20 protein-coding genes and 1 pseudogene are annotated in these 22,298 nt (G+C 73.1%); 15 read left to right on the plus strand and 6 right to left on the minus strand.

All coding sequences use genetic code 11. The annotated features are described in order from the left end of the window. Positions 1–51 precede the first annotated feature (51 nt). Positions 52–885 carry an inositol monophosphatase family protein gene (locus ACWD5D_RS14595; RefSeq protein ID WP_451373022.1) on the plus strand — a complete coding sequence of 278 codons (834 nt, stop codon included), beginning with the start codon at positions 52–54 and terminating at the stop codon, positions 883–885. 92 nt (positions 886–977) lie between these two features. After that, positions 978–1,214, plus strand: coding sequence for a chaplin (locus ACWD5D_RS14600; protein ID WP_451373023.1), 237 nt, complete (start codon positions 978–980; stop codon positions 1,212–1,214). Between the two features lie 130 nt (positions 1,215–1,344). Here the strand turns inward: ACWD5D_RS14600 and ACWD5D_RS14605 are convergent, their stop codons facing one another. Beyond that, the gene (locus ACWD5D_RS14605) at positions 1,345–2,541 is read right to left on the minus strand and encodes an acyltransferase family protein (protein WP_451373024.1); all 1,197 of its coding nucleotides are present in this window, start codon (positions 2,539–2,541) and stop codon (positions 1,345–1,347) included. Between the two features lie 391 nt (positions 2,542–2,932). Between ACWD5D_RS14605 and ACWD5D_RS14610 the strand changes: the two genes are divergently transcribed. The 3 genes from ACWD5D_RS14610 to katG all read left to right on the plus strand — a co-directional run bounded on the left by ACWD5D_RS14610 (position 2,933) and on the right by katG (position 6,313). Continuing rightward, positions 2,933–3,394, plus strand: a complete 462-nt coding sequence (locus ACWD5D_RS14610) for an N-acetyltransferase family protein (RefSeq protein WP_451373025.1) — start codon at positions 2,933–2,935, stop codon at positions 3,392–3,394. A gap of 219 nt (positions 3,395–3,613) precedes the next feature. Continuing rightward, positions 3,614–4,051 carry a Fur family transcriptional regulator gene (locus ACWD5D_RS14615; protein ID WP_451373026.1) on the plus strand — a complete coding sequence of 146 codons (438 nt, stop codon included), beginning with the start codon at positions 3,614–3,616 and terminating at the stop codon, positions 4,049–4,051. Between the two features lie 33 nt (positions 4,052–4,084). Beyond that, positions 4,085–6,313, plus strand: a complete 2,229-nt coding sequence (gene katG / locus ACWD5D_RS14620; RefSeq protein ID WP_451373027.1) for a catalase/peroxidase HPI — start codon at positions 4,085–4,087, stop codon at positions 6,311–6,313. A 93-nt stretch (positions 6,314–6,406) separates the two neighbouring features. Here katG and ACWD5D_RS14625 read toward each other — a convergent pair whose 3' ends face one another. Continuing rightward, positions 6,407–6,970 carry a GlcG/HbpS family heme-binding protein gene (locus ACWD5D_RS14625; RefSeq protein WP_451373028.1) on the minus strand — a complete coding sequence of 188 codons (564 nt, stop codon included), beginning with the start codon at positions 6,968–6,970 and terminating at the stop codon, positions 6,407–6,409. Between the two features lie 254 nt (positions 6,971–7,224). Between ACWD5D_RS14625 and ACWD5D_RS14630 the strand changes: the two genes are divergently transcribed. The 3 genes from ACWD5D_RS14630 to ACWD5D_RS14640 all read left to right on the plus strand — a co-directional run bounded on the left by ACWD5D_RS14630 (position 7,225) and on the right by ACWD5D_RS14640 (position 9,733). Next, positions 7,225–8,451: a sensor histidine kinase gene (locus ACWD5D_RS14630; RefSeq protein WP_451373099.1), complete on the plus strand. Its 1,227-nt coding sequence runs from the start codon at positions 7,225–7,227 to the stop codon at positions 8,449–8,451. After that, on the plus strand, positions 8,448–9,176 hold the full coding sequence (locus tag ACWD5D_RS14635; RefSeq protein WP_451373029.1) for a response regulator: 729 nt from the start codon (positions 8,448–8,450) through the stop codon (positions 9,174–9,176). Before ACWD5D_RS14630 ends, ACWD5D_RS14635 begins: the two co-directional genes overlap by 4 nt. Before the next feature lie 101 nt (positions 9,177–9,277). Then, positions 9,278–9,733: a universal stress protein gene (locus ACWD5D_RS14640; RefSeq protein ID WP_451373030.1), complete on the plus strand. Its 456-nt coding sequence runs from the start codon at positions 9,278–9,280 to the stop codon at positions 9,731–9,733. Positions 9,734–9,754: 21 nt separating this feature from the next. Here the strand turns inward: ACWD5D_RS14640 and ACWD5D_RS14645 are convergent, their stop codons facing one another. Then, positions 9,755–10,447 carry a response regulator gene (locus tag ACWD5D_RS14645; RefSeq protein ID WP_451373100.1) on the minus strand — a complete coding sequence of 231 codons (693 nt, stop codon included), beginning with the start codon at positions 10,445–10,447 and terminating at the stop codon, positions 9,755–9,757. Positions 10,448–10,872: 425 nt separating this feature from the next. On the opposite strand from ACWD5D_RS14645, the gene ACWD5D_RS14650 reads away from it, so the two are divergent. Together ACWD5D_RS14650 and ACWD5D_RS14655 are read left to right on the plus strand one after the other, a co-directional pair. Continuing rightward, entirely contained in the window at positions 10,873–13,254 is a 2,382-nt protein-coding gene (locus ACWD5D_RS14650) for a phosphoketolase family protein (protein ID WP_451373031.1), read from the plus strand. A gap of 61 nt (positions 13,255–13,315) precedes the next feature. Beyond that, positions 13,316–14,386, plus strand: coding sequence for a zinc-dependent alcohol dehydrogenase family protein (locus tag ACWD5D_RS14655; protein ID WP_451373032.1), 1,071 nt, complete (start codon positions 13,316–13,318; stop codon positions 14,384–14,386). A gap of 40 nt (positions 14,387–14,426) precedes the next feature. On the opposite strand, the gene ACWD5D_RS14660 is transcribed toward ACWD5D_RS14655, so the two are convergent. Then, positions 14,427–14,864, minus strand: coding sequence for a pyridoxamine 5'-phosphate oxidase family protein (locus ACWD5D_RS14660; RefSeq protein ID WP_451373033.1), 438 nt, complete (start codon positions 14,862–14,864; stop codon positions 14,427–14,429). 273 nt (positions 14,865–15,137) lie between these two features. Between ACWD5D_RS14660 and ACWD5D_RS14665 the strand changes: the two genes are divergently transcribed. From ACWD5D_RS14665 to ACWD5D_RS14685, 5 genes and pseudogenes are all read left to right on the plus strand, one after another. Further along, the gene (locus ACWD5D_RS14665; protein WP_451373034.1) at positions 15,138–16,877 is read left to right on the plus strand and encodes a sensor histidine kinase; all 1,740 of its coding nucleotides are present in this window, start codon (positions 15,138–15,140) and stop codon (positions 16,875–16,877) included. A 118-nt stretch (positions 16,878–16,995) separates the two neighbouring features. After that, positions 16,996–17,151, plus strand: a pseudogene (locus tag ACWD5D_RS14670) (BON domain-containing protein); the annotation flags it as partial. A 126-nt stretch (positions 17,152–17,277) separates the two neighbouring features. After that, entirely contained in the window at positions 17,278–17,880 is a 603-nt protein-coding gene (locus tag ACWD5D_RS14675) for an Rv1733c family protein (protein ID WP_451373101.1), read from the plus strand. Between the two features lie 100 nt (positions 17,881–17,980). Continuing rightward, positions 17,981–19,237: an SLC13 family permease gene (locus ACWD5D_RS14680; protein ID WP_451373035.1), complete on the plus strand. Its 1,257-nt coding sequence runs from the start codon at positions 17,981–17,983 to the stop codon at positions 19,235–19,237. Between the two features lie 5 nt (positions 19,238–19,242). Further along, complete coding sequence (locus ACWD5D_RS14685) at positions 19,243–19,737, plus strand: universal stress protein (RefSeq protein ID WP_451373036.1); 495 nt, start codon at positions 19,243–19,245, stop codon at positions 19,735–19,737. A gap of 156 nt (positions 19,738–19,893) precedes the next feature. On the opposite strand, the gene ACWD5D_RS14690 is transcribed toward ACWD5D_RS14685, so the two are convergent. Together ACWD5D_RS14690 and ACWD5D_RS14695 are read right to left on the minus strand one after the other, a co-directional pair. After that, complete coding sequence (locus ACWD5D_RS14690; protein WP_451373037.1) at positions 19,894–20,352, minus strand: Crp/Fnr family transcriptional regulator; 459 nt, start codon at positions 20,350–20,352, stop codon at positions 19,894–19,896. A gap of 336 nt (positions 20,353–20,688) precedes the next feature. Continuing rightward, positions 20,689–22,260 (minus strand): amidohydrolase, encoded by a 1,572-nt coding sequence (locus tag ACWD5D_RS14695; RefSeq protein WP_451373038.1) that lies wholly within the window; start codon positions 22,258–22,260, stop codon positions 20,689–20,691. Between the last annotated feature and the right edge of the window lie 38 nt (positions 22,261–22,298).

Raw genomic sequence — 22,298 nt, forward strand, 5'->3', positions numbered from 1 at the left:
CCACGGGAGTTGAGGCCAGAGCCGACTGCGGCGGTGACTATCCTGCGGACCATGTCGATCGTCAACGGGGAGTCCGACGCCCAACTGGCCCTGGCGGCCGCACAGGCGGGCGCGGAGGTGGTGCGCGCGATGTACGGGGGAGCCCTCGCGCGCTTCGAGAAGGGGGCCGGTGACTTCGCCACGGCGGCGGACATCGCCGCCGAGCAGGCCGTCGTCGAGGTGCTGCGCGGGGCGCGGCCCGACGACGCCGTGACCGGCGAGGAGAGCGGCAGCACCGGCGCGGCGGGCGCACACCGGCGCTGGCTGGTCGACCCGCTGTGCGGGACGCTCAACTACGCGGTGCACAACATGCTCGTAGCGGTGAACGTGGCCCTGCGGGTGGGCGACGAGATCACGGCGGCCGCGGCGGCGGACCCGTTCAGCGGCGAGGTGTTCTGGACCGACGGCGACCGGGCCCGGGTCCGCAGCGCGGGCACCGACGAGGAACTGACGCCCTCCCCGGACTCCCGTCTGGTGGACGTCAACCTCGACCCGCCCTTCCCCAACGCACCCGGCTTCAGGGCGGTCCGGCTGCTGGCCGATCCCGGGTTCGGCGAGCGGTTCCGCCCCCGGGTGGTCTCCACGACCCTCGCGGTCGCCTGGGTGGCCGCCGGCCGCAGGGCCGCGTACGTCACCGACGGCGATCTGCGCGACAGCGTGCACTTCGCGGCCGGCATCGCCCTGTGCCGGGCCGCGGGCTGCACGGTGACAGGCATTCACGGCCAGCCCCTGCACACCGGCGCCGGCGGGCTGATCGCGGCGGCCGACGCGGACACCCATGCCGCACTGGTCGAGTTGGCCGGGAACCGGACACGGCAGCCCGACGGGGTGCCCCGCCTCGCGTAGCGCCCCGAACGGCGTAGCAGGGCAGGCGGCCTGGGCGCGCTGCCGGTCAGATGGAAGCGTTCAATCGTCTACCAGTGAGGCAACTCATGCGTATGCGCAGCTTTGCTACCACGGCCGTTCTCGCCGGTGCCCTCGCCCTGACGGGCACCACGGCAGCCCACGCGGCGGACCCCGATCCCACGACCGGCGTGGCCTACGACAGCCCGGGAGTCCTCTCGGGCGACGTGATCCAGGTCCCGATCGACATCCCGATCAACATCTGCGGCGATTCGATCGACCTCATCGGGCTGCTGAACCCGGCCACGGGTAACGTCTGCACCAATTCGTGACGCCGGCCGTGCGCCGGTCCCGGCCGAGGGGACCGGCGCACGGCCGTGCGCGGAGAGTCGAGCGCTCGCCCGCGAGTACGGGATGGGGCATCACGCAGACCCGGGCAGGGTGCCGAACGCGCCGGCCGGTTCAGTCCGACGCGGCCTTCGACTCCTCGCGGCCGGACGGCACCGGCTCCCGTTCCGCGGCCGGCGCCGAGCGGGCGCGGCGGCGCAGGAGCAGGCGTCTGGCGGGGCGTTCGACCGCCTCGTACAGGAGCCAGGAGAGCGCGAGGGAGAGGGTGAAGGCGGCGGTGGTGACCGCCAGGCCGGCGAGGATGCCGAAGTGGGGTTTCGTGCCCAGCAGGCTCGTGCCCGCGCGCAGGACCAGCAGATGGATCATGTAGAAGGCGAACGACAGTTCACCCAGCCGCACCAGCCGCCGGTGCCGCCACAGTGAGGGCAGCCCCTTCAGGTCCGCGACGGCCGCCGCGGGGATGAGCACCGTGAACCCGGCGAGGGTGCAGAGGGTCGCCGGGTAGCCCGGGGTGACCTGCGGGACGAGGAAGTAGCCGATGACGGCCAGGGCCAGCGACGCCTCCAGTCCGGGCCCGCGCCACCGGCCGAGCAGCACCAGCCGCGCCGTGACCGCGCCGAGCACGAACTCGGGCAGACGGGCGGCGGGCAGGGAGTACATCGACTGGTTCGTCCAGTGGTGGGTGTCCGCCCGCGCCAGGACCAGCACCGCCACCACCGCGAGGCCGCCGAGCGCCAGTGTGCCGCGGGTGCCGAGCCTGCGCAGCAGCAGGAACAGCAGCGGGAAGGCGGCGTAGAAGAACGCCTCGCAGGCCAGCGACCAGCTGACCGGGTTCAGCGTCTGCCACCAGGGGTGCCACCAGGAGTGCAGCAGCAGGACGTTGGCCAGCGCCTGGGACGGTGTCGGCCTCGGCTGCCGGGCCAGCGTGTACGCCATGAGGAACGCGACGGTGAGGGTGACCAGGTGCACGGGGTAGACCCGGGCGATGCGCCGCCGCCAGAAGCCGAGCGCGCGGTCGTGCGGCCGGGCCGACCACGTCAGCACGAATCCGGAGAGCACGAAGAAGAACGACACCCCCGTGGCGCCGGCCCCGAAACCCCAGAAGACGAGGCGGCCGGCGTAGCCGCCGAAGTAGCCGAAGTTGTTGACGTGCAGTCCGAACACCAGCAGCGCCGCCATCCACCGCAGCCCGGTGAGCGACGGCAGGGAGGGCCTCGCGGAGGGTGGGGAGGATCTGGACGCGGCCGTGTTCGTGGCCGCGCCGGTCCGTGCGGGCGGCGTCCGGTTCGACCGGGTCGTCGCCGTACTCATCCAATCACCTGCCGCAGAAGGTTCGCGTGGGGCATGAAGGGGAGCGTTGCCGCTTCGGGCCCTCTCATTCACGTCACGTGGGAAACGTCACACTGCTGCCGAACGACAGAACCCGAGGTATGCCACGGATGGCCCGACATGGTGCACCCGTACGAGTGAGGGCCGCCTGGCCGCCCGGCGCGCACGGCAGAACCCCCGCCCATCCGTGTGCACTTAGTTCAAGTGAGAGCACTTGCGCTTTGTTCAGGACGACGCCACGGCCGCGGCCCGATTCGCCCGGGTCCGGGGGACCTCCTGACCACGGAGCCGGCGGAGGAGGGGGCGGTGGCCGGCGCCGGGGCATGGCGGCGCCCTATGGACAGGCCGCACCCGCACTGGAAGCATCCCGATCATGAATCGGAGCGTGCGCGTGCGGCCCGCCGAACCCGGTGACTACGACCGGATCGTCGCCGTCGTCGACGAGTGGTGGGGGCGGCCGATCAGCTCGGTGCTGCCCCGCCTCTTCCTCGACCACTTCCACCGCACGAGCCTGATCGCCGAGGACGACACCGGCCTGGCGGGCTTCCTCGTCGGGCTGATGTCCCCGTCACAGCCCGACGCCGCCTACATCCACTTCGTCGGTGTGGCGCCCCGACTGCGCGGCGGGGGACTGGCACGCCGCCTTTACGAGTGCTTCTTCGAGCGGGCCGCGACCGAAGGCCGTACGCGGGTCACGGCGATCACCTCCCCGCAGAACGGGCGCTCCGTCGCCTTCCACGCGGCGATGGGGTTCACGGTCACCGGCCCCGTTACCGGCTACGACGGCCCCGGAGTCGACCGCATGGTCTTCGAGCGCCTGCTCGACGCGCCCTGACGCTCCCGGCGCCGTGCTCACCCGTACGAAGGACCCCTCGGCTTGCCGTGGCGTCCCGCCGGGGACAGGGTCACATGATGCGTACGGGGGGTGCGAAACGCATCCGAAGGCATGCACAGGAATTATGTGCGCAAGCAAATTCCAGGTGCGGTCACGAAACCAGAATTGCATCGTTCGTTTTCTTGAATGCCTCATGTTTATGAGGGTAGGTTCGGCCTCATGACCGCATCCCAGACTCCGACCACCGCCGAGGAGCTGCGCGGTGCCGGCCTGCGCGTGACGGCGGCCCGCGTCGCGCTGCTGGAAACCGTCCGGGACGGTGACCACCTCGGCGTCGAGGCGATCGCCTCCGGGGTCCGCGAACGCGTGGGCCACATTTCCCTCCAGGCTGTCTACGAGGCCCTGCACGCCCTCACGGCCGCGGGCCTCGTGCGCCGTATCGAACCGGCCGGGAGCCCCGCCCGGTTCGAGGGGCGTGTCGGCGACAACCACCACCACGCCGTGTGCCGCGCGTGCGGTGCCGTCGTCGACGTCGACTGCGCGGTCGGCGACGCACCCTGCCTGACCGCGTCCGACGACCGTGGCTTCGCCATCGACGAGGCCGAGGTCGTCTACTGGGGCACCTGCCCCGACTGTTCCACCGGCCGCAGTTTCTGAGCACCGAGTTCCGTCCAGTTCGGAAGGATTGCCATGACTGACAATTACGACGAGTTCGCCGCGGAGAAGTCGGAGGAGGGGAGCGGCGGCTGCCCCGTCGTGCACGGCCGCGCCCCGCACCCGACGCAGGGCGGCGGCAACCGCCAGTGGTGGCCGGACCGGCTCAACCTGAAGATCCTTGCCAAGAACCCCGCCGTGGCCAACCCGATGGGCGAGGGCTTCGACTACGCCGAGGCGTTCAACGCCCTCGACCTGCCCGCCGTCAAGCGGGACATCGAGGAGGTGCTCACCACCTCCCAGGACTGGTGGCCGGCCGACTTCGGTCACTACGGCCCGCTGATCATCCGTATGGCCTGGCACAGCGCGGGCACCTACCGCGTCAGTGACGGCCGCGGCGGCGCCGGCGCCGGTCAGCAGCGCTTCGCGCCGCTGAACAGCTGGCCGGACAACGCCAACCTGGACAAGGCCCGCCGTCTGCTCTGGCCGGTGAAGAAGAAGTACGGCAAGAGCCTGTCCTGGGCCGACCTCCTGATCCTGTCCGGCAACGTCGCGCTGGAGTCCATGGGTTTCACGACCTTCGGCTTCGGCGGCGGCCGCGAGGACGTGTGGGAGGCGGAGGAGGACGTCTACTGGGGTCCCGAGACCACCTGGCTCGACGACAAGCGCTACACCGGCGACCGCGAGCTGGAGAACCCGCTCGGCGCCGTCCAGATGGGCCTCATCTACGTCAACCCGGAGGGCCCCAACGGCAACCCGGACCCGCTGGCCGCGGCTCGCGACATCCGTGAGACGTTCGGCCGCATGGCGATGAACGACGAGGAGACCGTCGCCCTCATCGCGGGTGGCCACAGCTTCGGCAAGACCCACGGCGCGGGCCCGGCCGACAACGTCGGCGCCGACCCCGAGGCCGCCGGCCTGGAGGAGCAGGGCCTGGGCTGGAGGAGCACCTACAACACCGGCAAGGGCGCGGACGCCATCACCTCCGGCATCGAGGTCACCTGGACCACCACGCCGACCCGGTGGAGCAACAACTTCTTCGAGAACCTGTTCGGCTACGAGTGGGAGCTGACGAAGAGCCCCGCCGGCGCCAACCAGTGGAAGCCGAAGGACGGCGCGGGCGCGGGCACGGTCCCGCACGCCCACGACGCGGCCAAGAAGATCGCGCCGAGCATGCTCACGACGGACCTGTCGCTGCGCTTCGACCCGATCTACGAGCCGATCGCCCGCCGCTTCTACGAGAACCCCGACCAGTTCGCGGACGCCTTCGCCCGTGCCTGGTACAAGCTGACCCACCGCGACATGGGCCCGAAGCGGCTGTACCTCGGCCCGGAGGTCCCGCAGGAGACGCTGCTGTGGCAGGACCCGCTGCCGGAGCGCGAGGGTGAGCTGATCGACGGCGCGGACGTCGCGGCCCTCAAGGCCAAGCTGCTCGACTCGGGCCTGACCGTGGCCCAGCTGGTCTCCGCCGCGTGGGCGTCCGCGTCCACCTTCCGCGGCAGCGACAAGCGCGGCGGTGCCAACGGCGGCCGTATCCGGCTGCAGCCGCAGCGCGGCTGGGAGGTCAACGAGCCCGACGAGCTGGCCCAGGTGCTGCGCGTGCTCGAGGGCATCCAGCAGGAGTTCAACGCCTCGTCCGGTGCCAAGAAGGTCTCCCTGGCCGACCTCGTCGTCCTCGGCGGAGTCGCGGCCGTGGAGAAGGCCGCCAAGGACGGCGGCCACGAGGTCGAGGTGCCCTTCACCCCCGGCCGTGTCGACGCGGGCGACGAGCACACCGACCCCGAGTCCTTCGCGGTGCTGGAGCCCGCCGCGGACGGCTTCCGCAACTACGTGGGCAAGGGCAACCGCCTGCCGGCCGAGTACCTGCTGCTCGACAAGGCGAACCTGCTCACTCTGAGCGCCCCCGAGATGACCGTCCTCGTCGGCGGCCTGCGCGTCCTCGGTGCCAACCACCAGGGCTCGCGCCACGGTGTCCTCACCGAGACGCCCGGCACCCTGACGAACGACTTCTTCGTCAACCTGCTCGACCTGGGCACGGCGTGGAAGTCGACGTCCGAGGACCAGAGCACGTTCGAGGGCCGCGACGCGGCCACCGGCGCGGTCAAGTGGACCGGCACCCGTGCCGACCTGGTCTTCGGCTCCAACTCCGAACTGCGTGCGCTCGCCGAGGTGTACGCGTCGGACGACGCCAAGGAGAAGTTCGTGAAGGACTTCGTCGCGGCGTTCGACAAGGTCATGAACCTCGACCGGTTCGACCTCGCCTGAGCATCGCGGTGAAGGCCTGAAGTACCGCACGACGGCGTCCGGTCCGACCCCGCTGGGTCGGACCGGACGCCGTCGTCATGCCGGGGGCGATGCTCAGTGGCCGAGCGCCGCCACGCCCGCCCGCGCGTACTTCTCGTCCAGGTCGCCGGACGGGGCGCCCGCGACGCCGATGCCCGCGACCGGGGCACCCTTGGCGGTGACCGGAGCGCCGCCGCCGAGGAACAGCGTGCCCGGGATGTCCTTCAGGGTCGGCGCCTGCTCAAGGCGCTTGGCCAGCTCCGAGGTGGGCGCGTTCCAGGAGACCGCGGTGAACGCCTTGCGCTGGGCGGCCTCGTACGACTGCGGGCCCGCGCCGTCACCGCGCAGGGTGACCAGCGTGTTGCCGTTGCGGTCGACGACCGCCACCGACACCTGCCGGCCCTCCTTCTTCGCGGCGTCGATCGCGGCCTGCGCCGCCTCGGTGGCCGCGCCGAGGGTGAGGTGCGTGCTCTGCGTGAGGCTGCCGCCCCGCGGGGACACGGCGGCGGGGGCGGCGCCGGCGTCCGAGCCCGCGGCGTTGGCGGCGACCGTACCGACGACACCGGCGCCGACGACGGCGAGGGCGGCACCACCGAGCAGGACGCGACTACGGCTGGACGGCTTCTTGCGGCTGGGCATGACAGGACCTCTCTGCGGTGGGAAGCACGGGGACGGGGGGACGCCGTCCCCCCACACCGATCCTCGGTCCGGAACCGGCCGTTGCCCGTCGGCGGACCGGTGGTCCCGGGGGTCATCCGATCGGATGACCCTCTACGCTGCGGGCGAGGGAACAATGGAGGGTGTTTTCCCAGTTCAACGTCGAGATCAGGCGCCGGAGCGGGGGCTGCGACGAGACGGTGGACAAGGGAGCGGACATGAGGGAGGCGGCGCCGATGGCCACGCCCGAGCGGGAGACGCCGAAGGCCGGGCCCGAACGGCAGGCGCCGACGGCCGCGCCCGAACGGGACGACAGCCGCACTCTCGCCTTGGTCATGCACACGGCGTTCTACGTGCTGCTTGCGGCGTCCGTCGCCCGCTACCTGGCCCGGCACGCCGAGGGCCCGCGCACCCCCTGGATCATCGGGCTCTCCGTGCTGCTGGCCGTGCTGTACCTGCTCGGCCCGGCGCCCGGCGCCCGCCCCAGCTCCCGCCGGCTGACCTGGCTGGGCCTGGTCGTCGCCACCTGGGCCCTGCTCGTCGTCCTCGCGCCCAGCTTCGCCTGGTGCGCCGTCCCGCTCTTCTTCACCGGCCTGCGCACCCTTCCGGTACGCGTCGCCGTGCCGCTCGTCGCGCTGCTGACGGCGCTGGTGGTGGCGGCCCAGCTGAGCCTCGCGGGCTGGTGGGACCCGAACCTGCTGCTCGCGCCCCCGGCCGTCGCCGCCGTCGCCACGACCGTCTACGTCGTCATGCAGCGCGAGGCGGCCCGCCGGGACGCCCTGATCGCCGACCTGGTCCGCACCCGCCGGGTCCTCGCCGCCACCGAGCGCCGCGAGGGCACCCTCGCCGAACGCGAGCGGCTGGCCCGGGAGATCCACGACACCCTCGCCCAGGGCCTGTCCAGCCAGCGGATGCTGCTGCAGGCCGCGGACCGGCTCTGGGACACCGCCTCCGGCACGGCACGCGACCACGTGCGCACCGCGGCCGACATCGCCGAGCAGAGCCTCGCCGAGGCCCGCCGCTTCGTCCACGACCTGACCCCCGCCGATCTCGCCGAGGGCGGCGGCCTGCTCCAGGCCCTGGAGGCGGTCGCCGAACGGGAGACGTCGTCCACGCTCACGGTCCGCGTCCACACGGAGGGCACACCGCCGGCCGTGCTGCCCGCTCCCGTGGAGTCGGCCCTGCTCCGTATCGCGCAGGGCGCGCTGGCCAACGTCCGTGAACACGCGGCCGCCACGACGGCCACCCTCACCCTGACCTGCCTGGAGGACCAGATCGTCCTGGACGTGACGGACGACGGCCGCGGCTTCGACGCGGAGGCGGTCCCGGCCGCCGAGGGGCGCGGTCACGGCCTGCCCGCCATTCGCGCCCGCCTGAGCCAGCTGGGTGGCACCCTGACGATCGAGTCGGCCCCCGGCGAGGGCACGGCACTGTCGGCGGCGATCCCCTTGGAGCGGAGATGAACGAGACACCCGATACGCCCGCGACGCGACGGACGTCCGAAGCCGGCGCGACACCCGAGGAACCCCAGTCCGCCGATGCGCCCGCGGCAGCCGGTGGCACACCGTCCGTGCGCATCCTCGTCTGCGACGACCACGCCGTCGTACGCGCCGGACTGCTCGCCCTCCTGCACAGCACGCCGGACATCGAGGTCGTCGGCGAGGCGGGCAGTGGCGAGGAGGCGCTCGCCCTCGCCCGCAAGACGAACCCGGACGTCGTCCTCATGGACCTGCAACTGGGCGACGGGATCGACGGCGTGGAGACCACCCGCCGGCTGCTGTCCGCCGCACCCGCACCGCACGTGCTGGTCCTGACGACGTACGACACCGACGCCGACGTCACCCGCGCCATCGAGGCCGGCGCCACCGGCTACCTCCTGAAGGCCGAGCGCCCCGAGGACCTCTTCGCCGCCATCCACTCCGCCGCCCAGGGCCGCCCGGCGCTGTCGCCCCCGGTGGCGGACCGCGTGATGTCCCGCCTGCGCAACCCGCGCCCCGCCCTCACCCCGCGCGAACGCGACATCCTCGTCCACCTCGCCCGCGGCCTGCCCAACCACGCCATCGCCCGCGCCCTCTTCATCAGCGAGGCCACGGTCAAGACCCACCTGCGCCGCATCTACGACAAGCTCGGCGTGGACACCCGGGCGGGCGCGGTGTCGGTCGCGAAGGAACAGCGGCTGCTGCCCTGAGCGGATGCGCTGCTGTGGCGGTGCGACGCCACCTCGCGCAGCGTGGGACGGGAGGGGCGAACGCCCCGAGGCCTGCCCCGGCCGCGAGAGAGGTGGGACGCATGGACACGGAGGTTTCCCGGCCCAGGGTCGTGGTGGGTCTCGACGGCTCGGCGACCTCGTACGCGGCGCTGCGCTGGGCTGTGCGCTATGCCGCGCTCCTGGGCGGCACCGTGGACGCCGTGGCGGCCTGGGAGCTTCCGGGCATGTACGGCTGGTCGGCGCCCGCGGTGGACATGGACGTCGACGAGGAGGAAGCCCGGGAGCGGATCAAGGGGGAACTGACCGCGGCGCTCGGCGCCGAGACGGCCGCCTCCGTGCGGGCGCTCGTGGTGCACGGCAACCCCGCCGACGTCCTGCTGCGGGCCGCCGAGGGCGCCGCGGCACTGGTCGTCGGCAGCCGGGGCCGGGGCGGTTTCGCCCGTGCCCTGCTGGGTTCCGTCAGCCAGCACGTGACGTACCACGCGAGCTGCCCCGTGGTGATCGTGCGCCCCGAGGCCGAGCACGGCAAGGACTGACGCGGGCCGGTCAGGACGGCGTCAGCGCGAGTCGGGGGTGTGCGGGTGCGACTGGGAGGCGAGCACCGCCGCCTGGACCCGGCGCTGCACGCCCAGCTTGGCCAGCAGCCGTGAGATGTGGTTCTTGACGGTCTTCTCCGACAGGAACAGCTTCCTGCCGATCTCACGGTTGGTCAGGCCCTCCCCGATCAGGGTGAGGACGTCCCGCTCCCGGGGCGACAGGCTCGCCAGTTCGGGCGGCGACGACGGTGTCGCGGCGGGGTCGGCGCGCAGGGAGCGCATCAGGCGGGCCGTCGTCTCGGGGTCGAGCATCGACTGCCCGGAGGCGACCGTGCGCACCGCCGACACCAGGTCGGAACCCTTGATCTGCTTCAGCACGTAGCCCGCGGCGCCGGCCATGATCGCGTCGAGCAGGGCCTCCTCGTCGTCGAACGAGGTCAGCATCAGACACGCCAGCTCCGGCATGCGGTCGCGCAGTTCCCGGCAGACCGTGATGCCGTCGCCGTCCGGGAGACGCACGTCCAGGACGGCGACGTGCGGGCGCAGGGCGGGGCCGCGTACCAGGGCGTGCTCGGCCGTGTCCGCGTCGCCGACCACGCGGATGTCCGGCTCGGCGCCGAGCAGGTCGGTCAGGCCACGGCGTACGACCTCGTGGTCGTCCAGCAGGAACACCCGGATCGGATCCTGCTCGGTGAAGGTGCGCGGCTGCGCCATGACGACCTCTCGTTCCGCGGTCGGGGACAGGCTGCGGACGGCCCCGAGGCCGATCATCGCCCGCCGGCACCGCGAGCACCAGGGCCGACCGGCCCCACTTCACCGGCGCGCGACGTGCGCGGGGCCGCGCACGGTCACGTCACGTGCGGGGCGACTCCGCAGGGTCACCGCAACTCGGAGAGGGCCGTTCGGCCCCTGTTCCCACCGGCGCCCCCACCATCAGGCTGGAAGCGGATCACTCTCGTTCCGGGGAGCTTGCCCCTTTGCCCGTTCGTCACCACGACCGCCCCGCCGACCGCCCGGGTCGGCCGCCCGCGCGGGCACGGTGCCGCACCGCGCGGCGCGCCCGGTGGCCGTAGTGTCGGACATGTCGTGATGTTCCCCGCATACCGGACGACCGCCGACGACGACTCCCGGAGCCTCTCATGTCCCAGGCCGACCACCCGGACGCCACCGGACTCACCGACGAGGAACTGCGCACCCTGGACGCGCACTGGCGCGCCGCCAACTACCTGGCGGCCGGCCAGATCTACCTGCTGGCCAACCCCCTGCTGACCGAACCGCTCCGGCCCGAGCACATCAAGCCGCGCCTGCTCGGCCACTGGGGCACCTCGCCCGGCCTCAACCTCGTGTACACGCACCTCAACCGTGTGATCAAGGCGCGCGGGCTGGACGCGCTGTGCGTATGGGGGCCGGGGCACGGCGGGCCCGCCGTCCTCGCGGGCTCCTGGCTGGAGGGCAGCTACACCGAGACCTACCCGGACGTGACACGGGACGCGGCCGGCATGGCCAGGCTGTTCCGGCAGTTCTCGTTCCCGGGCGGCGTGCCGAGCCATGTGGCGCCACAGACCCCGGGCTCGATCCACGAGGGCGGGGAACTCGGCTACTCGCTCGCACACGCCTACGGCGCCGCCTTCGACCACCGCGACCTCGTCGTGGCCTGCGTCATCGGCGACGGTGAGGCGGAGACCGGACCCTTGGCCGCCTCCTGGCACTCCAACAAGTTCCTGGACCCCGTGCACGACGGAGCCGTGCTGCCCATCCTGCACCTCAACGGCTACAAGATCGCCAACCCGACGGTGCTCGCCCGCCTCCCCGAGGCCGAACTCGACGCGCTGCTGCGGGGATACGGACACGAGCCCCTGTACGTCGTCGGCGACGACCCCGCCGAGGTGCACCGCGCCCTGGCCGCCACCCTCGACACGGCGCTGGACCGCATCGGGCTGATCCAGCGCACCGCACGCGCGGACGGCGACGGCGAGCGCCCGCGCTGGCCGATGATCGTGCTGCGCACCCCGAAAGGCTGGACCGGCCCGGCCGAGGTGGACGGAGAACCGGTCGAGGGCACCTGGCGGGCCCACCAGGTCCCGCTGCCGGGCGTCCGGGAGAACCCGGAACATCTGCGGCAGTTGGAGCAGTGGCTGCGCTCGTACCGGCCCGAGGAACTGTTCGGCCCCGACGGCCGGCCCGTCGCGGACGTCCTCGCCTGCGTCCCCGAGGGAGCGAGGAGGCTCGGGTCCAACCCGTACGCCAACGGCGGCCTGCTCGTGCGCGACCTCCCGATTCCGCCACTCGACACCTTCGCCGTCCCGGTCGACAAGCCCGGCACGAACCTGCACGAGCCCACCCGCGTCCTCGGCGCCCTCCTCGAACAGGTCATGAAGGACACCCGGGCCGACCGGAACTTCCGGCTGGTCGGCCCGGACGAGACCGCCTCCAACCGGCTCGACGCCGTCTTCGACGCCAGCGGCAAGGCCTGGCAGGCCGCTGTGCTGCCGGTCGACGAACACCTGGACCGGCACGGCCGGGTCGTGGAGGTCCTGTCCGAACACCTCTGCCAGGGCTGGCTGGAGGGCTACCTGCTGACCGGCCGGCACGGGCTGTTCTCCTGCTACGAGGCGTTCGTGCACATCGTCGACTCGATGGTCAACCAGCACATCAAATGGCTGAAGACCTCCCGGGAGCTGACCTGGCGCGCCCCCGTCGCCTCGCTCAACTACCTGCTCACCTCCCATGTGTGGCGCCAGGACCACAACGGCTTCTCCCACCAGGACCCCGGCTTCGTCGACCACGTCCTCAGCAAGAGCCCCGAGGTCGTCCGCGTCTATCTGCCGCCGGATGCCAACACCCTGCTGTCCGTGGCCGATCACGTCCTGCGCAGCCGCGCATACGTCAACGTGGTCGTCGCCGGCAAGCAGCCCTGCTTCGACTGGCTGACCATGGAACAGGCCGAGGCGCACTGCGCGCGCGGTGCCGGCATCTGGGAGTGGGCCAGTACCGACAACGGCGGCGAACCCGACGTGGTCCTCGCCTGCGCGGGGGACGTCCCCACCCTGGAGGTGCTGGCCGCCGCGCAGTTGCTGCGCCGGCATCTGCCCGACCTGGCGGTGCGCGTCGTCAACGTCGTCGACATGACCCGGCTGATGCCGCGCGGCGAACACCCGCACGGCATGCGGGACTTCGAGTACGACGGCCTCTTCACCACCGACAAGCCGGTGATCTTCGCCTACCACGGCTACCCGTGGCTGATCCACCGCCTCGCCTACAGCCGCGCCGGACACCATAACCTGCATGTGCGCGGCTACAAGGAGTCCGGCACCACGACCACCCCGTTCGACATGGTCGTGCGCAACGACCTCGACCGCTTCCGCCTCGTCATGGACGTCATCGACCGGGTCCCCGGCCTCGCCGTACGCGCCGCCCCCGTACGCCAGGCGATGGCCGACGCCCGCACCCGCCACCACACCTGGATCCGCGCCCACGGCACCGACATGCCCGAGGTCGCGGAGTGGAGCTGGAACAGCTGAACACCCGTCCGGCCACGACGTGGCCGGACAGCCCGCCACACCGGAGAGGGTGAGGAGCGCCATGAAAGGTTTCGTCTTCCACGGCCCGGGAGAGTCCGCCTGGCAGGACGTCCCGGACCCGGCGATCAAGGACCCCACCGACGCCATCGTCAAGGTCGAGGCCGTGACGATCTGCGGGACCGACCTGCACATCCTCAAGGGCGACGTGCCCGAGGTGCATCCCGGAACCGTGCTGGGCCACGAGGCCGTCGGCGAGGTCGTCGAGACCGGCGGCGACGTGCGCAGCGTCCGCCCCGGGGACCGGGTCCTGGTCTCCTGCATCAGCTCCTGCGGCCAGTGCCGGTTCTGCCGCGAGAGGCGTTACGGGCAGTGCCGGGGCGGCGGGGGCTGGATCCTCGGCCACCTCGTCGACGGCACCCAGGCCGAGTACGTCCGGGTGCCCTACGCCGACCTGTCCGTGTACTCGCTGTCCGGCGGCCTGCGCGGCCAGGACGCCGTGCTGCTGGCGGACATCTTCCCGACCGCCTACGAGGTGGGCGTCCTCAACGGCCGTGTACGGCCCGGAGACACCGTGGTCGTGGTCGGTGCCGGCCCGATCGGGCTCGCGGCGATCGCCACGGCCCGCTTCTTCTCGCCGGAGCGGATCATCGCGGTGGACCTGGCGACGGCCCGGCTGGAGGCGGCCCGGCGGTTCGGCGCGGACGCGGTGGCCGACGCGAACGAGGCGCCCCGCCAGCTGGTCGACGACCTGACCGACGGGCTCGGCGCGGACGTCGTCATCGAGGCGGTCGGCGCCCCGGAGAGTTTCGAGCTGTGCACCCGCATGGTCCGACCCGGCGGACACGTGGCCAACATCGGTGTGCACGGCAAGCCCGCCACGCTGCACCTCGAAGACCTGTGGATCAGGGACGTGACGATCAGCACCGGGCTCGTGGACACCTACTCCACGCCCACCCTGCTGCGGATGGCCGCCGCCGGCCGGCTGCCCACCGCCGAGATGGTCACCCACACCTTCCCGCTCGCCCTCATGGAGGAGGCGTACGAGGTCTTCTCCCGGGCCGGCGAGACCGGCGCGCTCAAGGTGGTGCTCGGCGCAGAACCGCACACGGAAGTGGCCGTCCCCGCGGCCTGACCGCCCGCGCCGGGCGTGTGACGCGGCCGTCCCGGCCGTGTCACACGTCCCGGGCGATCAGCACGCCGCTGACCAGATCGGGCCGGACGCGCACCGCCCGGTCCACGCCCGGTTGCGCCTCCCGCGGACCCAGCAGCCCCCGGATCCGGGCGAGTTCAACGGGGTCGACGACCGGCCGGGCGTAACCCGTGACCACCACGCTCCAGCCGAGGTGCGTGTCCGGGTCGATGACGTCGGCCTCGAAGGCGACCACCACACCGACCCCGTCGTCCCGCGGGTCCCGCGCGGTCAGCGCCGCGTCCTCGGGGACGCGGAAGACGATGTCGCCCCCGTCCAGCACATGCCGGACCGGGCGCACGGCCGGCAGGGCCTGCCGGGTGAAGACGATCCTGCCCAGGGACACACTGCCCAGCAGACGCAGCGCCTCGGCACGGTCGAGGTCGATACGCCGGTGTGCGGGGCGGTCGTCACGGATCATGGCCCACTTCTTCGGGGGGTGCGATGCGGGCTTCGGGGGTGCGATGCGAGCGGAAGGACTCCACGGGGGAAGCGGAGCGACACCGCGGGGGAACCGGTGCCGCTCCTGACCCCACTGTCGCGCGCGGCGCCCCCGCCCTCCAGTGCCGTTCGGCCCTCGCCGAGGGACCGGCCGTCCCACGGCCCCCGGGCGTACGGACCCGCGCCGGGGCCGATACGGTGAGAAAAGCCCCCCGGTCCGGATCCCCGCACCGTGGGGACCGGGAGGAACGTGGTGACCGGCCCCGAGGCGCCCCGCGTACGGCTGCCGCAGCTGAAGCTGGACGAGCTGCTGGAGGAGGTCCAGGCACGGCTCGACGCTGCCCGTGGCACCCGCGACCGGGTGCACAGCCTGCTGGAGGCGGTGCTGTCCGTCGGCCGGGAACTGGACCTGGAGCAGGTCCTGCACTCCCTGGTGGACGCGGCCGCGGTCCTCGTGGACGCGGAGTACGCCGCCCTCGGCGTCATCGGGCCGGACGGCAGGACCCTGTCGGCCTTCCACACCGTGGGCGTCACCGCGGAGCAGATCGCCGAGATCGGCCCCTACCCGCAGGGGCACGGCATCCTCGGCGAGCTGATCCGGCACCCGGAGCCGCTGCGCCTGTCGAAGATCTCCGAACATCCGGCCTCCTACGGCTTCCCGCCCCACCACCCCCCGATGAACAGCTTCCTCGGCGTCCCGATCCGGATCCGCGACCAGGTCTTCGGCAACCTGTACCTGACCGAGAAACGCGGCGGCGCCGACTTCGACGCGGAGGACGAGTCCGTGCTGTCGACGCTGGCCGTAGCGGCCGGCGTCGCGATCGACAACGCCCGCCTGTACGAGGAGTCCCGGCTGCGCGAGCGCTGGCTGCGGGCGAACGCGGAGATCACCCACAGCCTCATGTCCGGCAGCGAGCGCGCCGAGGCCCTGGACCTGATCGCCGGACGCGCCCGGGAGATCACCGACTCGGCCCTGGCCGCGGTCGCGATGCCGCTGGAGGGCGGCGCGTCGCTCGGCGTCGAGATCGCCCTCGGCGTCGAGGCGGACGCGCACCGGGGACTCGTGCTTCCCCTGGACAAGACCCTGATGGGCCTGGCGTTCTCCACCGCCGCCCCGGTCACCAGCGACGACGTCGCCCATGATCAGCGGGTCGCTCCCGACCCTCCCCGCTTTCGCGGCCTCGGCCCCGCCGTGGCCGTCCCCATCGGTACGGGCGAGCACGGGGTGCGGGGCGTGGTGCTGCTCGCCCGCGAAGCCGGCCGGCCGGTGTTCTCGGGCAAGGAGACCGAGATGCTGCGGGCCTTCGCCGCGCAGGCCGCCCTCGCCATGGAGCTCGCCGAGCGCCGGCAGGACGCCGAGCGGATCGCACTGCTCCAGGACCGCGACCGGATCGCCCGGGACCTGCACGACCTGGCCATCCAGCGGCTGTTCGCCACCGGGATGACCCTGCAGAGCGCGGGCCGCTTCATCGACCACCCGGAGGCCGCCGAGCGGGTCCTGCGCGCCGTGGACGACCTGGACGAGACCATCAAGATCATCCGCTCCACGATCTTCGGGCTGCGCACCCGCGAGGGCGCGCCCGGCAGCGGGCTGCGCGCCCGGGTCGTGCACGTGGTCGGCGAAGCGGCCCCGGTCCTGGGATTCGCGCCCTCCGTCCGCATGGAGGGCCTCGTCGACACCGACGTACCCCGCGACATCGCCGACCACGTCGTGGCCGTGCTCTCCGAGGCCCTGACCAACGTCGCCCGGCACGCCCACGCCCACCGGGCCGACGTGCGCCTGCGGACCGACGGCCGCACGGTGCGCCTCACCGTCTCGGACAACGGCGTCGGCATCCCGCCCGACGGCCGCCGCAGCGGGCTGCGGAACATGGCCGAGCGGGCGCGGCAGTCGGGCGGAGGGCTGGAGGTGTCCGGCCCGGAGGGTGGCGGCGCCAGGATCGAGTGGTGGGTGCCGTTGCCCTCGCGGCAGGCGGTGGGCGAGGAGCGGTAGGGGGTGGGTGGTACGGCGTCGGCGCGGGGCGTTTCCGTACGGGCGCGGGCATGAGGTTCCGGGGCGTGCGGGCACGAGATCCCGGAGTGCTCGCGCGCGCGGTTCGAACCGCTCCGACATGGGGTTTTCGGACGCTCGGACGCGAGGTTCCCGCCCTCGTCCGGCGGACGCCCGGACAGAGGTGCAGGATGGTGTCGTGACGCTCACGGGCCGGGTCCGCGACACGGTTCCGCTGCCGTCCGCGGTCCGCCTCGCGCGGGCCGGGGCAGGCGTGGTGGAGGTGCGGTGCGCACGGTCCGGTCCGCCTCGTCACCGGGACCTCGACCCGGACCTTCCGGGGGCCGAGCGGCCCCGTTCGCAGGCGCGGACGGTCGCCGGCACGCGAGAGGAGGCGGCGACCATGACACGGACACCTCCCACGACGGTCACCCGGGTGCGGCTGTGGCGCTGGAAGCGCAACCCCCTCAAGCGGCACTGCGACGTCGTCGAGGCCTGGATCGTGCTCGCCACCTGGCTCCTCGCGGTGGCGGCCGGTGTGTTCACCGGCCAGGACGCGGCCCACTCCATGGACGCGACGTTCTCCGCACGGCGGGCCGAGGTGCACCCCGTGTCCGCCGTCCTCACCGAAGCCGCGGCGCGGACCACGCCCACCGACAACGGGTACGAGGACGGCCGGGTGTGGGCCGCCGTACGGTGGACGGCCGCGGACGGCACCGTGCACACGGACCGCGCGAAGGTCGTCCCCGGCACTGCGGCGGGCACCCCGGTGACGGTCTGGGCCGACGGTGCGAACCACATGGTCTCGCCACCCGCGAGCAAGTCGGAGGCCATGCTGCAGACCGTCCTGGCCGGAGTGCTCGTCGCACAGGTCGCGGGCACGACCGTCTGGGCCGGCGGACGGCTGGTCCGGGCCCGGCTGGTCCGGCGACGGCTGGCCGAGTGGGACGAGGAATGGCGGCGGGTCGAGCCCGAGTGGCGGAACCTGAGCGGAGGCAGGGGCTGACGGGGGTTTCGCGTCGACGCCGGCTGGCGCCAAAGGGTGTCGATGTCGGCGGCGCCCAGCCTGATACGGCCGTCGGCGGTGTCGGGGAGAAGATCTGGTCGTGAACTCATCGATCGCGGAGGCGCTCTCCGTCCTTCTGCTCCTGACAGTGCTGACGTGCGCCGTCGTTCGCCCGTTCGGATGGCCGGAGGCGGTTGTCGCCGTCCCGGCCGCGGGCGTGGTCATCGCCACCGGAGCGCTCTCGCTGGGGCACGCCCGCGAGGAGGCCGAGCGGCTCGGGCCGGTGATCGGGTTCCTCGCGGCCGTCCTGGTCCTGGCCCAGCTCTGCGACGGCGAGGGACTGTTTCAGGCGTGCGGGGCATGGATGGCCCGTAGTGCCGCGGGGCGTCCGCGCCACCTGCTCGCGCAGGTGTTCGCGGCCGCCTCGGTGATCACCGCGGTGCTCAGCCTGGACGCCACCATCGTGCTGCTCACCCCGGTGGTGTTCGCCACGGCCGCCCGGCTCGGCGCCCGGCCGAAACCGCACGTCTATGCCTGCACCCACCTGTCGAACACCGCGTCACTGCTGCTGCCCGTCTCCAACCTCACGAACTTGTTGGCCTTTGCCGCCAGCGGGCTGACCTTCACCCGCTTCGCCACCCTGATGGCCATGCCCTGGCTGGTCGCCATCGCCACCGAATACCTGGTCTTCAGGCGGTTCTTCGCCACCGACCTGGACGCCGGAGCTCAGGCGCCACCCACCGCCGAGCGAACCGAACTGCCGGTATTCGCCCTGGTCACCGTCGCGTGCACGCTGGCCGGGTTCGTCCTGACCTCGGCCATGGACATCAACCCCGCCTGGGCGGCCTTCGCCGGCGCCGTCGTGCTCGCCGTGCGGGCTCTGGCCCAGCGCCGTACCACGCCCACCACCGTCGCGCGCGCCGCCGCGGTGCCGTTCCTCGCCTTCGTCCTGGCTCTGGCCCTGGTGGTCCGCGCGGTCGTGGACAACGGGTTGGCGAGGGGGCTGGGGCACCTGGTCCCGAGTGGCACGGGACCGGTGGCCCTGCTCGGCATCGCGGCACTGGCCGCGGCGCTGGCCAATGTCATCAACAATCTGCCCGCCGTGCTGGTGCTGCTGCCACTGACCGCCCCGTCGGGGCCGGGAGCGGTCCTGGCGGTCCTGCTCGGTGTGAACATCGGCCCGAACCTCACCTACGCCGGCTCCCTGGCCACGCTGCTGTGGCGGCGCATCGTCCACGCTCACGACGGCGATGTCGAACTCGGCGAGTTCACCCGGCTCGGGGTGTTCACCGTGCCTGCCGCCCTGGGACTGTCGGTAGTGGCACTGTGGACCTCGCTCACCCTCGTCGGAGGCTGACCACCGTGAAGATCATCGTCTGGATCACCGAGGGCACCTGGCCCGCCGGCATCGACGCGGTCCGCGCCCACGCGGCCGACGACGCGGACATCGTGCTGCTCCACGTCACCCCGGCCGACGTTCCGGGTGCGGCGCACGGCGCGTTCGCGGGTCTGCTCGGCCGGGGCCACTTCGAACGCGACCCCGGCACACGACTGGAGCACCTGGCCACCGCCTTCGCCGACCAGCTCCTCGACCAGGCAGCGCGGCGTCTGGGGCGCCCGTGCGCCCGCGTCGACCGCACCGGACGCGTCGAGCGGGAAGTCGTCGCCGCAGCCGAGGGCGCCGACCTGCTCGTCCTCGCCCGTGACGGTGACCGCACCCATCTCGGGCCGCACAGCCTCGGGCCGACCAGCCGATTCATCGTCGACCACGCCCCGTGCCCCCTGCTGCTGGTATGGCCCGAGCCCGCCCCCGGCATCGCCACCATCCCGCCACCGCACCCGCCGCACCACCGCTAGCCACGGACATCGGGCGCCGACCGCCTCCTGCGAAGGGCACCATGCCAAGAATCGGCTCGACTCTCCGTATGCCGGTGATCGAGGCTCCGGGATCGCCGGAGCGTCCGGGTGAACTCCTGAGAACGTCGTGGACTGCTGCCGTACGGCACCGAACGCTCAGGCCGTCGCGCCGCTGCCGTACGGGGCATAGAGGTCGAGCAGCCGGATGCGGGAGGCGTGCAGCCGCTGGGCGACCACGCGCCCGACCCACACCGCGATCGCCCGGCCGAACGTGGGATCCTGCGCACACAGCTCCCGTACGGCGTCGGCGTCGAACTCCCAGGCCCGCACCGGGCTCATCGCCTCGCCGCCCAGCTGCCACAGGCGGGGCGTGAAGTGCCAGGACCAGCCGACGAGTTCGCCGTGTCCGAGCGACTCGATGACGGCGGGGCGGCGGCCGGGCACCCGCAGGTCGAGGGCGACGGTTCCGGTGCGCACGATCCAGAACCGGTCGGCGCGCCGGCCCTCCTCGAAGAGACGGGTACCGGCCTCGAAGGAGACCTCGCGGGCGAGGCGCATCAACCTTTCACGGTGCTCGGGTTCGAGTGCCGTGGTCATGGTGGTGGCGGAGGTCATCGCACCGGCTCCCTTCGTCGCTGGTGCTCCCAGCCTGCGCCCGCCCGGGTGCCGGCCGCCACGGGCCGCCCGGACCCGGGGGATGGGCCGTTCGGCCCCTGCGCGCGACGGCGCCGGGTGGCCTCGGGGACCGGGCTCCGCGAAGACGGCAGGACACTCACCTCGCGTGGCGCGTGGGCCGCGCGGGCCCGACCCCGTGGGCCGCGCCGACCGGCCCCGATCGACCACTCCTGGCACCTGCCCGCGGCCCCGGCTTCCGGTTCCCGTGCCGTTCGCCTGCACGGCAGCAGCGGGCTGGGCCGACCTGCTGGTCCGACGGACCGCCGACGCACGTGGTCAGTTGCCCCGGTGCACCACGTGGCCGCCCGTCACCGTCAACACGACCGGCGCGTCGGCCAGTTCGTCGCCGGGGGCGAGGACGGGGTCGACGGAGAGCGCCGTCAGGTCGGCCCGCAGGCCGGGTGCGACGCGGCCGGCCACGGCGGTCTCGCCGGCGGCGGCCGCCGCGTGGGTGGTGCAGCCCTCCAGAGCCTGCAGGGGCGTGAGTCCCGGCCGCTGCGCTGCGGCGCCCTTCGGGTGGCGGGCCGTGGCCAGGACGGCGCGGGCGTCGTAGTGCGCGATGGGCCAGTCCGAGCCGAGCGCGACCGTGGCCCCGGCGTCGCGCAGGTCCCGCAGCCGCCAGGCGCGGGCGGACCTGTCGGTGCCCAGGCGCTTCGACCACTCGTCGGTGCCGTCGTCCCTGGTGTAGCCGGTGTGCGGCGGCTGGAGCGATGCGGCGACACCCAGCTCGGCGAAGCGGGGGAGGAGGTCGTCGGGGGCCGTCTCGATGTGCTCGATCCGGTGCGCCCCGTGCCCGCCGGGGCCCAGTGAGGCGACGGTGTCCAGGACGTGGCGCACGGCCGCGTCCCCGATCGCGTGCGTGGCCGTCCGCACACCCGCCGCGTGCAGGGTGCGCACGGCGGCGGCGTACGCCTCGGGGTCCGGCCAGAACGCCTCCGTGCCCTGGCCGTGGCAGTCGGGGTGGTCCAGCCACGCGGTGCCGCCCTCGACGGTGCCGTCCATGAAGAACTTCACCCCGCCGACGAGCCAGTGCCGGCCGCCCCGGCCCTGCATCCCGATCAGCTCGCGCAGGGCGTCGTCGTCCGCGCCGGGCATGCACCAGGGCGCGAATCGCAGCCGGACGGGCAGCACGGTCTCCTCGGACACCGCGGTCATCAGGTCCAGGTCGCCGCCGTCCATCACATGGGCGCCGGTCAGTCCCGTGGCGGCCATGGCGGACAGCAGCTCCAGCAGGCGGGCGCGCCGCTCGGCATACGACGGACGCGGTACGACGTCCATGACCAGGTCCATCGCCGCGTGCTCGACGAGATGACCGGTGGGCCGGCCCTCCGCGTCGCACACCACCTCGGCGCGCTGGGCGAAGGAGCGCGGGCCGGTCACGCCGGCGGCGGCCAGGGCCGGGCCGTTGACGAGGGCGGAGTGGCCGTCGTACAGGCGCAGGAAGGCGGGCGCGGAGCCGAGGACGTCCGCCACCAGGTCGTGGTGGACGGGACGGCCCTCGAAGGCGTTGTGGTCGAGGCCGTGGCCGAGGACCCAGCCGTCGACCCGCTCGGCTGCGGCGAGCGCCGCGCGCAGCCCGGCCAGGTCCCGTACGCCCGACAGGTCCGCGCCCGTCGCCATCTCCAGGGCCCACACCGGATGGCTGTGGGAGTCGGTCAGGCCGGGCACGAGGTGCGCGCCGGTCAGGTCCACCACCTCGGTGCCGGGGCCGCGCCAGTCCCGTACGTCGTCCTGCTCGCCGACCGCGGTGATCACGCCGTCGCGCACGGCGACAGCCGAGGCGGTGGGGCGGGCGGGGTCGAGGGTGCGGACCTGGGCGCCGGTGAGGATGAGGTCGGCAGCGGGCATCAGAGGAACTCCTGTACGGATGACGGTCATTCGGCGGG

The sequence above is a fragment of the Streptomyces sp. NPDC002520 genome (genome assembly GCF_053595235.1).

What these genes read in the sequence shown, in the direction of transcription:
- ACWD5D_RS14615 (WP_451373026.1), top strand. Translation starts at nt 3,614, where the DNA reads ATGACCGCATCCCAGACTCCGACCACCGCCGAGGAGCTGCGCGGTGCC.
- ACWD5D_RS14610 (WP_451373025.1), top strand. Translation starts at nt 2,933, where the DNA reads ATGAATCGGAGCGTGCGCGTGCGGCCCGCCGAACCCGGTGACTACGAC.
- ACWD5D_RS14695 (WP_451373038.1), bottom strand. Translation starts at nt 22,260, where the DNA reads ATGCCCGCTGCCGACCTCATCCTCACCGGCGCCCAGGTCCGCACCCTC.
- ACWD5D_RS14650 (WP_451373031.1), top strand. Translation starts at nt 10,873, where the DNA reads ATGTCCCAGGCCGACCACCCGGACGCCACCGGACTCACCGACGAGGAA.
- ACWD5D_RS14600 (WP_451373023.1), top strand. Translation starts at nt 978, where the DNA reads ATGCGCAGCTTTGCTACCACGGCCGTTCTCGCCGGTGCCCTCGCCCTG.
- ACWD5D_RS14645 (WP_451373100.1), bottom strand. Translation starts at nt 10,447, where the DNA reads ATGGCGCAGCCGCGCACCTTCACCGAGCAGGATCCGATCCGGGTGTTC.
- katG (WP_451373027.1), top strand. Translation starts at nt 4,085, where the DNA reads ATGACTGACAATTACGACGAGTTCGCCGCGGAGAAGTCGGAGGAGGGG.
- ACWD5D_RS14655 (WP_451373032.1), top strand. Translation starts at nt 13,316, where the DNA reads ATGAAAGGTTTCGTCTTCCACGGCCCGGGAGAGTCCGCCTGGCAGGAC.
- ACWD5D_RS14675 (WP_451373101.1), top strand. Translation starts at nt 17,278, where the DNA reads ATGACACGGACACCTCCCACGACGGTCACCCGGGTGCGGCTGTGGCGC.
- ACWD5D_RS14625 (WP_451373028.1), bottom strand. Translation starts at nt 6,970, where the DNA reads ATGCCCAGCCGCAAGAAGCCGTCCAGCCGTAGTCGCGTCCTGCTCGGT.
- ACWD5D_RS14595 (WP_451373022.1), top strand. Translation starts at nt 52, where the DNA reads ATGTCGATCGTCAACGGGGAGTCCGACGCCCAACTGGCCCTGGCGGCC.
- ACWD5D_RS14660 (WP_451373033.1), bottom strand. Translation starts at nt 14,864, where the DNA reads ATGATCCGTGACGACCGCCCCGCACACCGGCGTATCGACCTCGACCGT.
- ACWD5D_RS14635 (WP_451373029.1), top strand. Translation starts at nt 8,448, where the DNA reads ATGAACGAGACACCCGATACGCCCGCGACGCGACGGACGTCCGAAGCC.
- ACWD5D_RS14690 (WP_451373037.1), bottom strand. Translation starts at nt 20,352, where the DNA reads ATGACCTCCGCCACCACCATGACCACGGCACTCGAACCCGAGCACCGT.
- ACWD5D_RS14640 (WP_451373030.1), top strand. Translation starts at nt 9,278, where the DNA reads ATGGACACGGAGGTTTCCCGGCCCAGGGTCGTGGTGGGTCTCGACGGC.
- ACWD5D_RS14605 (WP_451373024.1), bottom strand. Translation starts at nt 2,541, where the DNA reads ATGAGTACGGCGACGACCCGGTCGAACCGGACGCCGCCCGCACGGACC.
- ACWD5D_RS14630 (WP_451373099.1), top strand. Translation starts at nt 7,225, where the DNA reads ATGGCCACGCCCGAGCGGGAGACGCCGAAGGCCGGGCCCGAACGGCAG.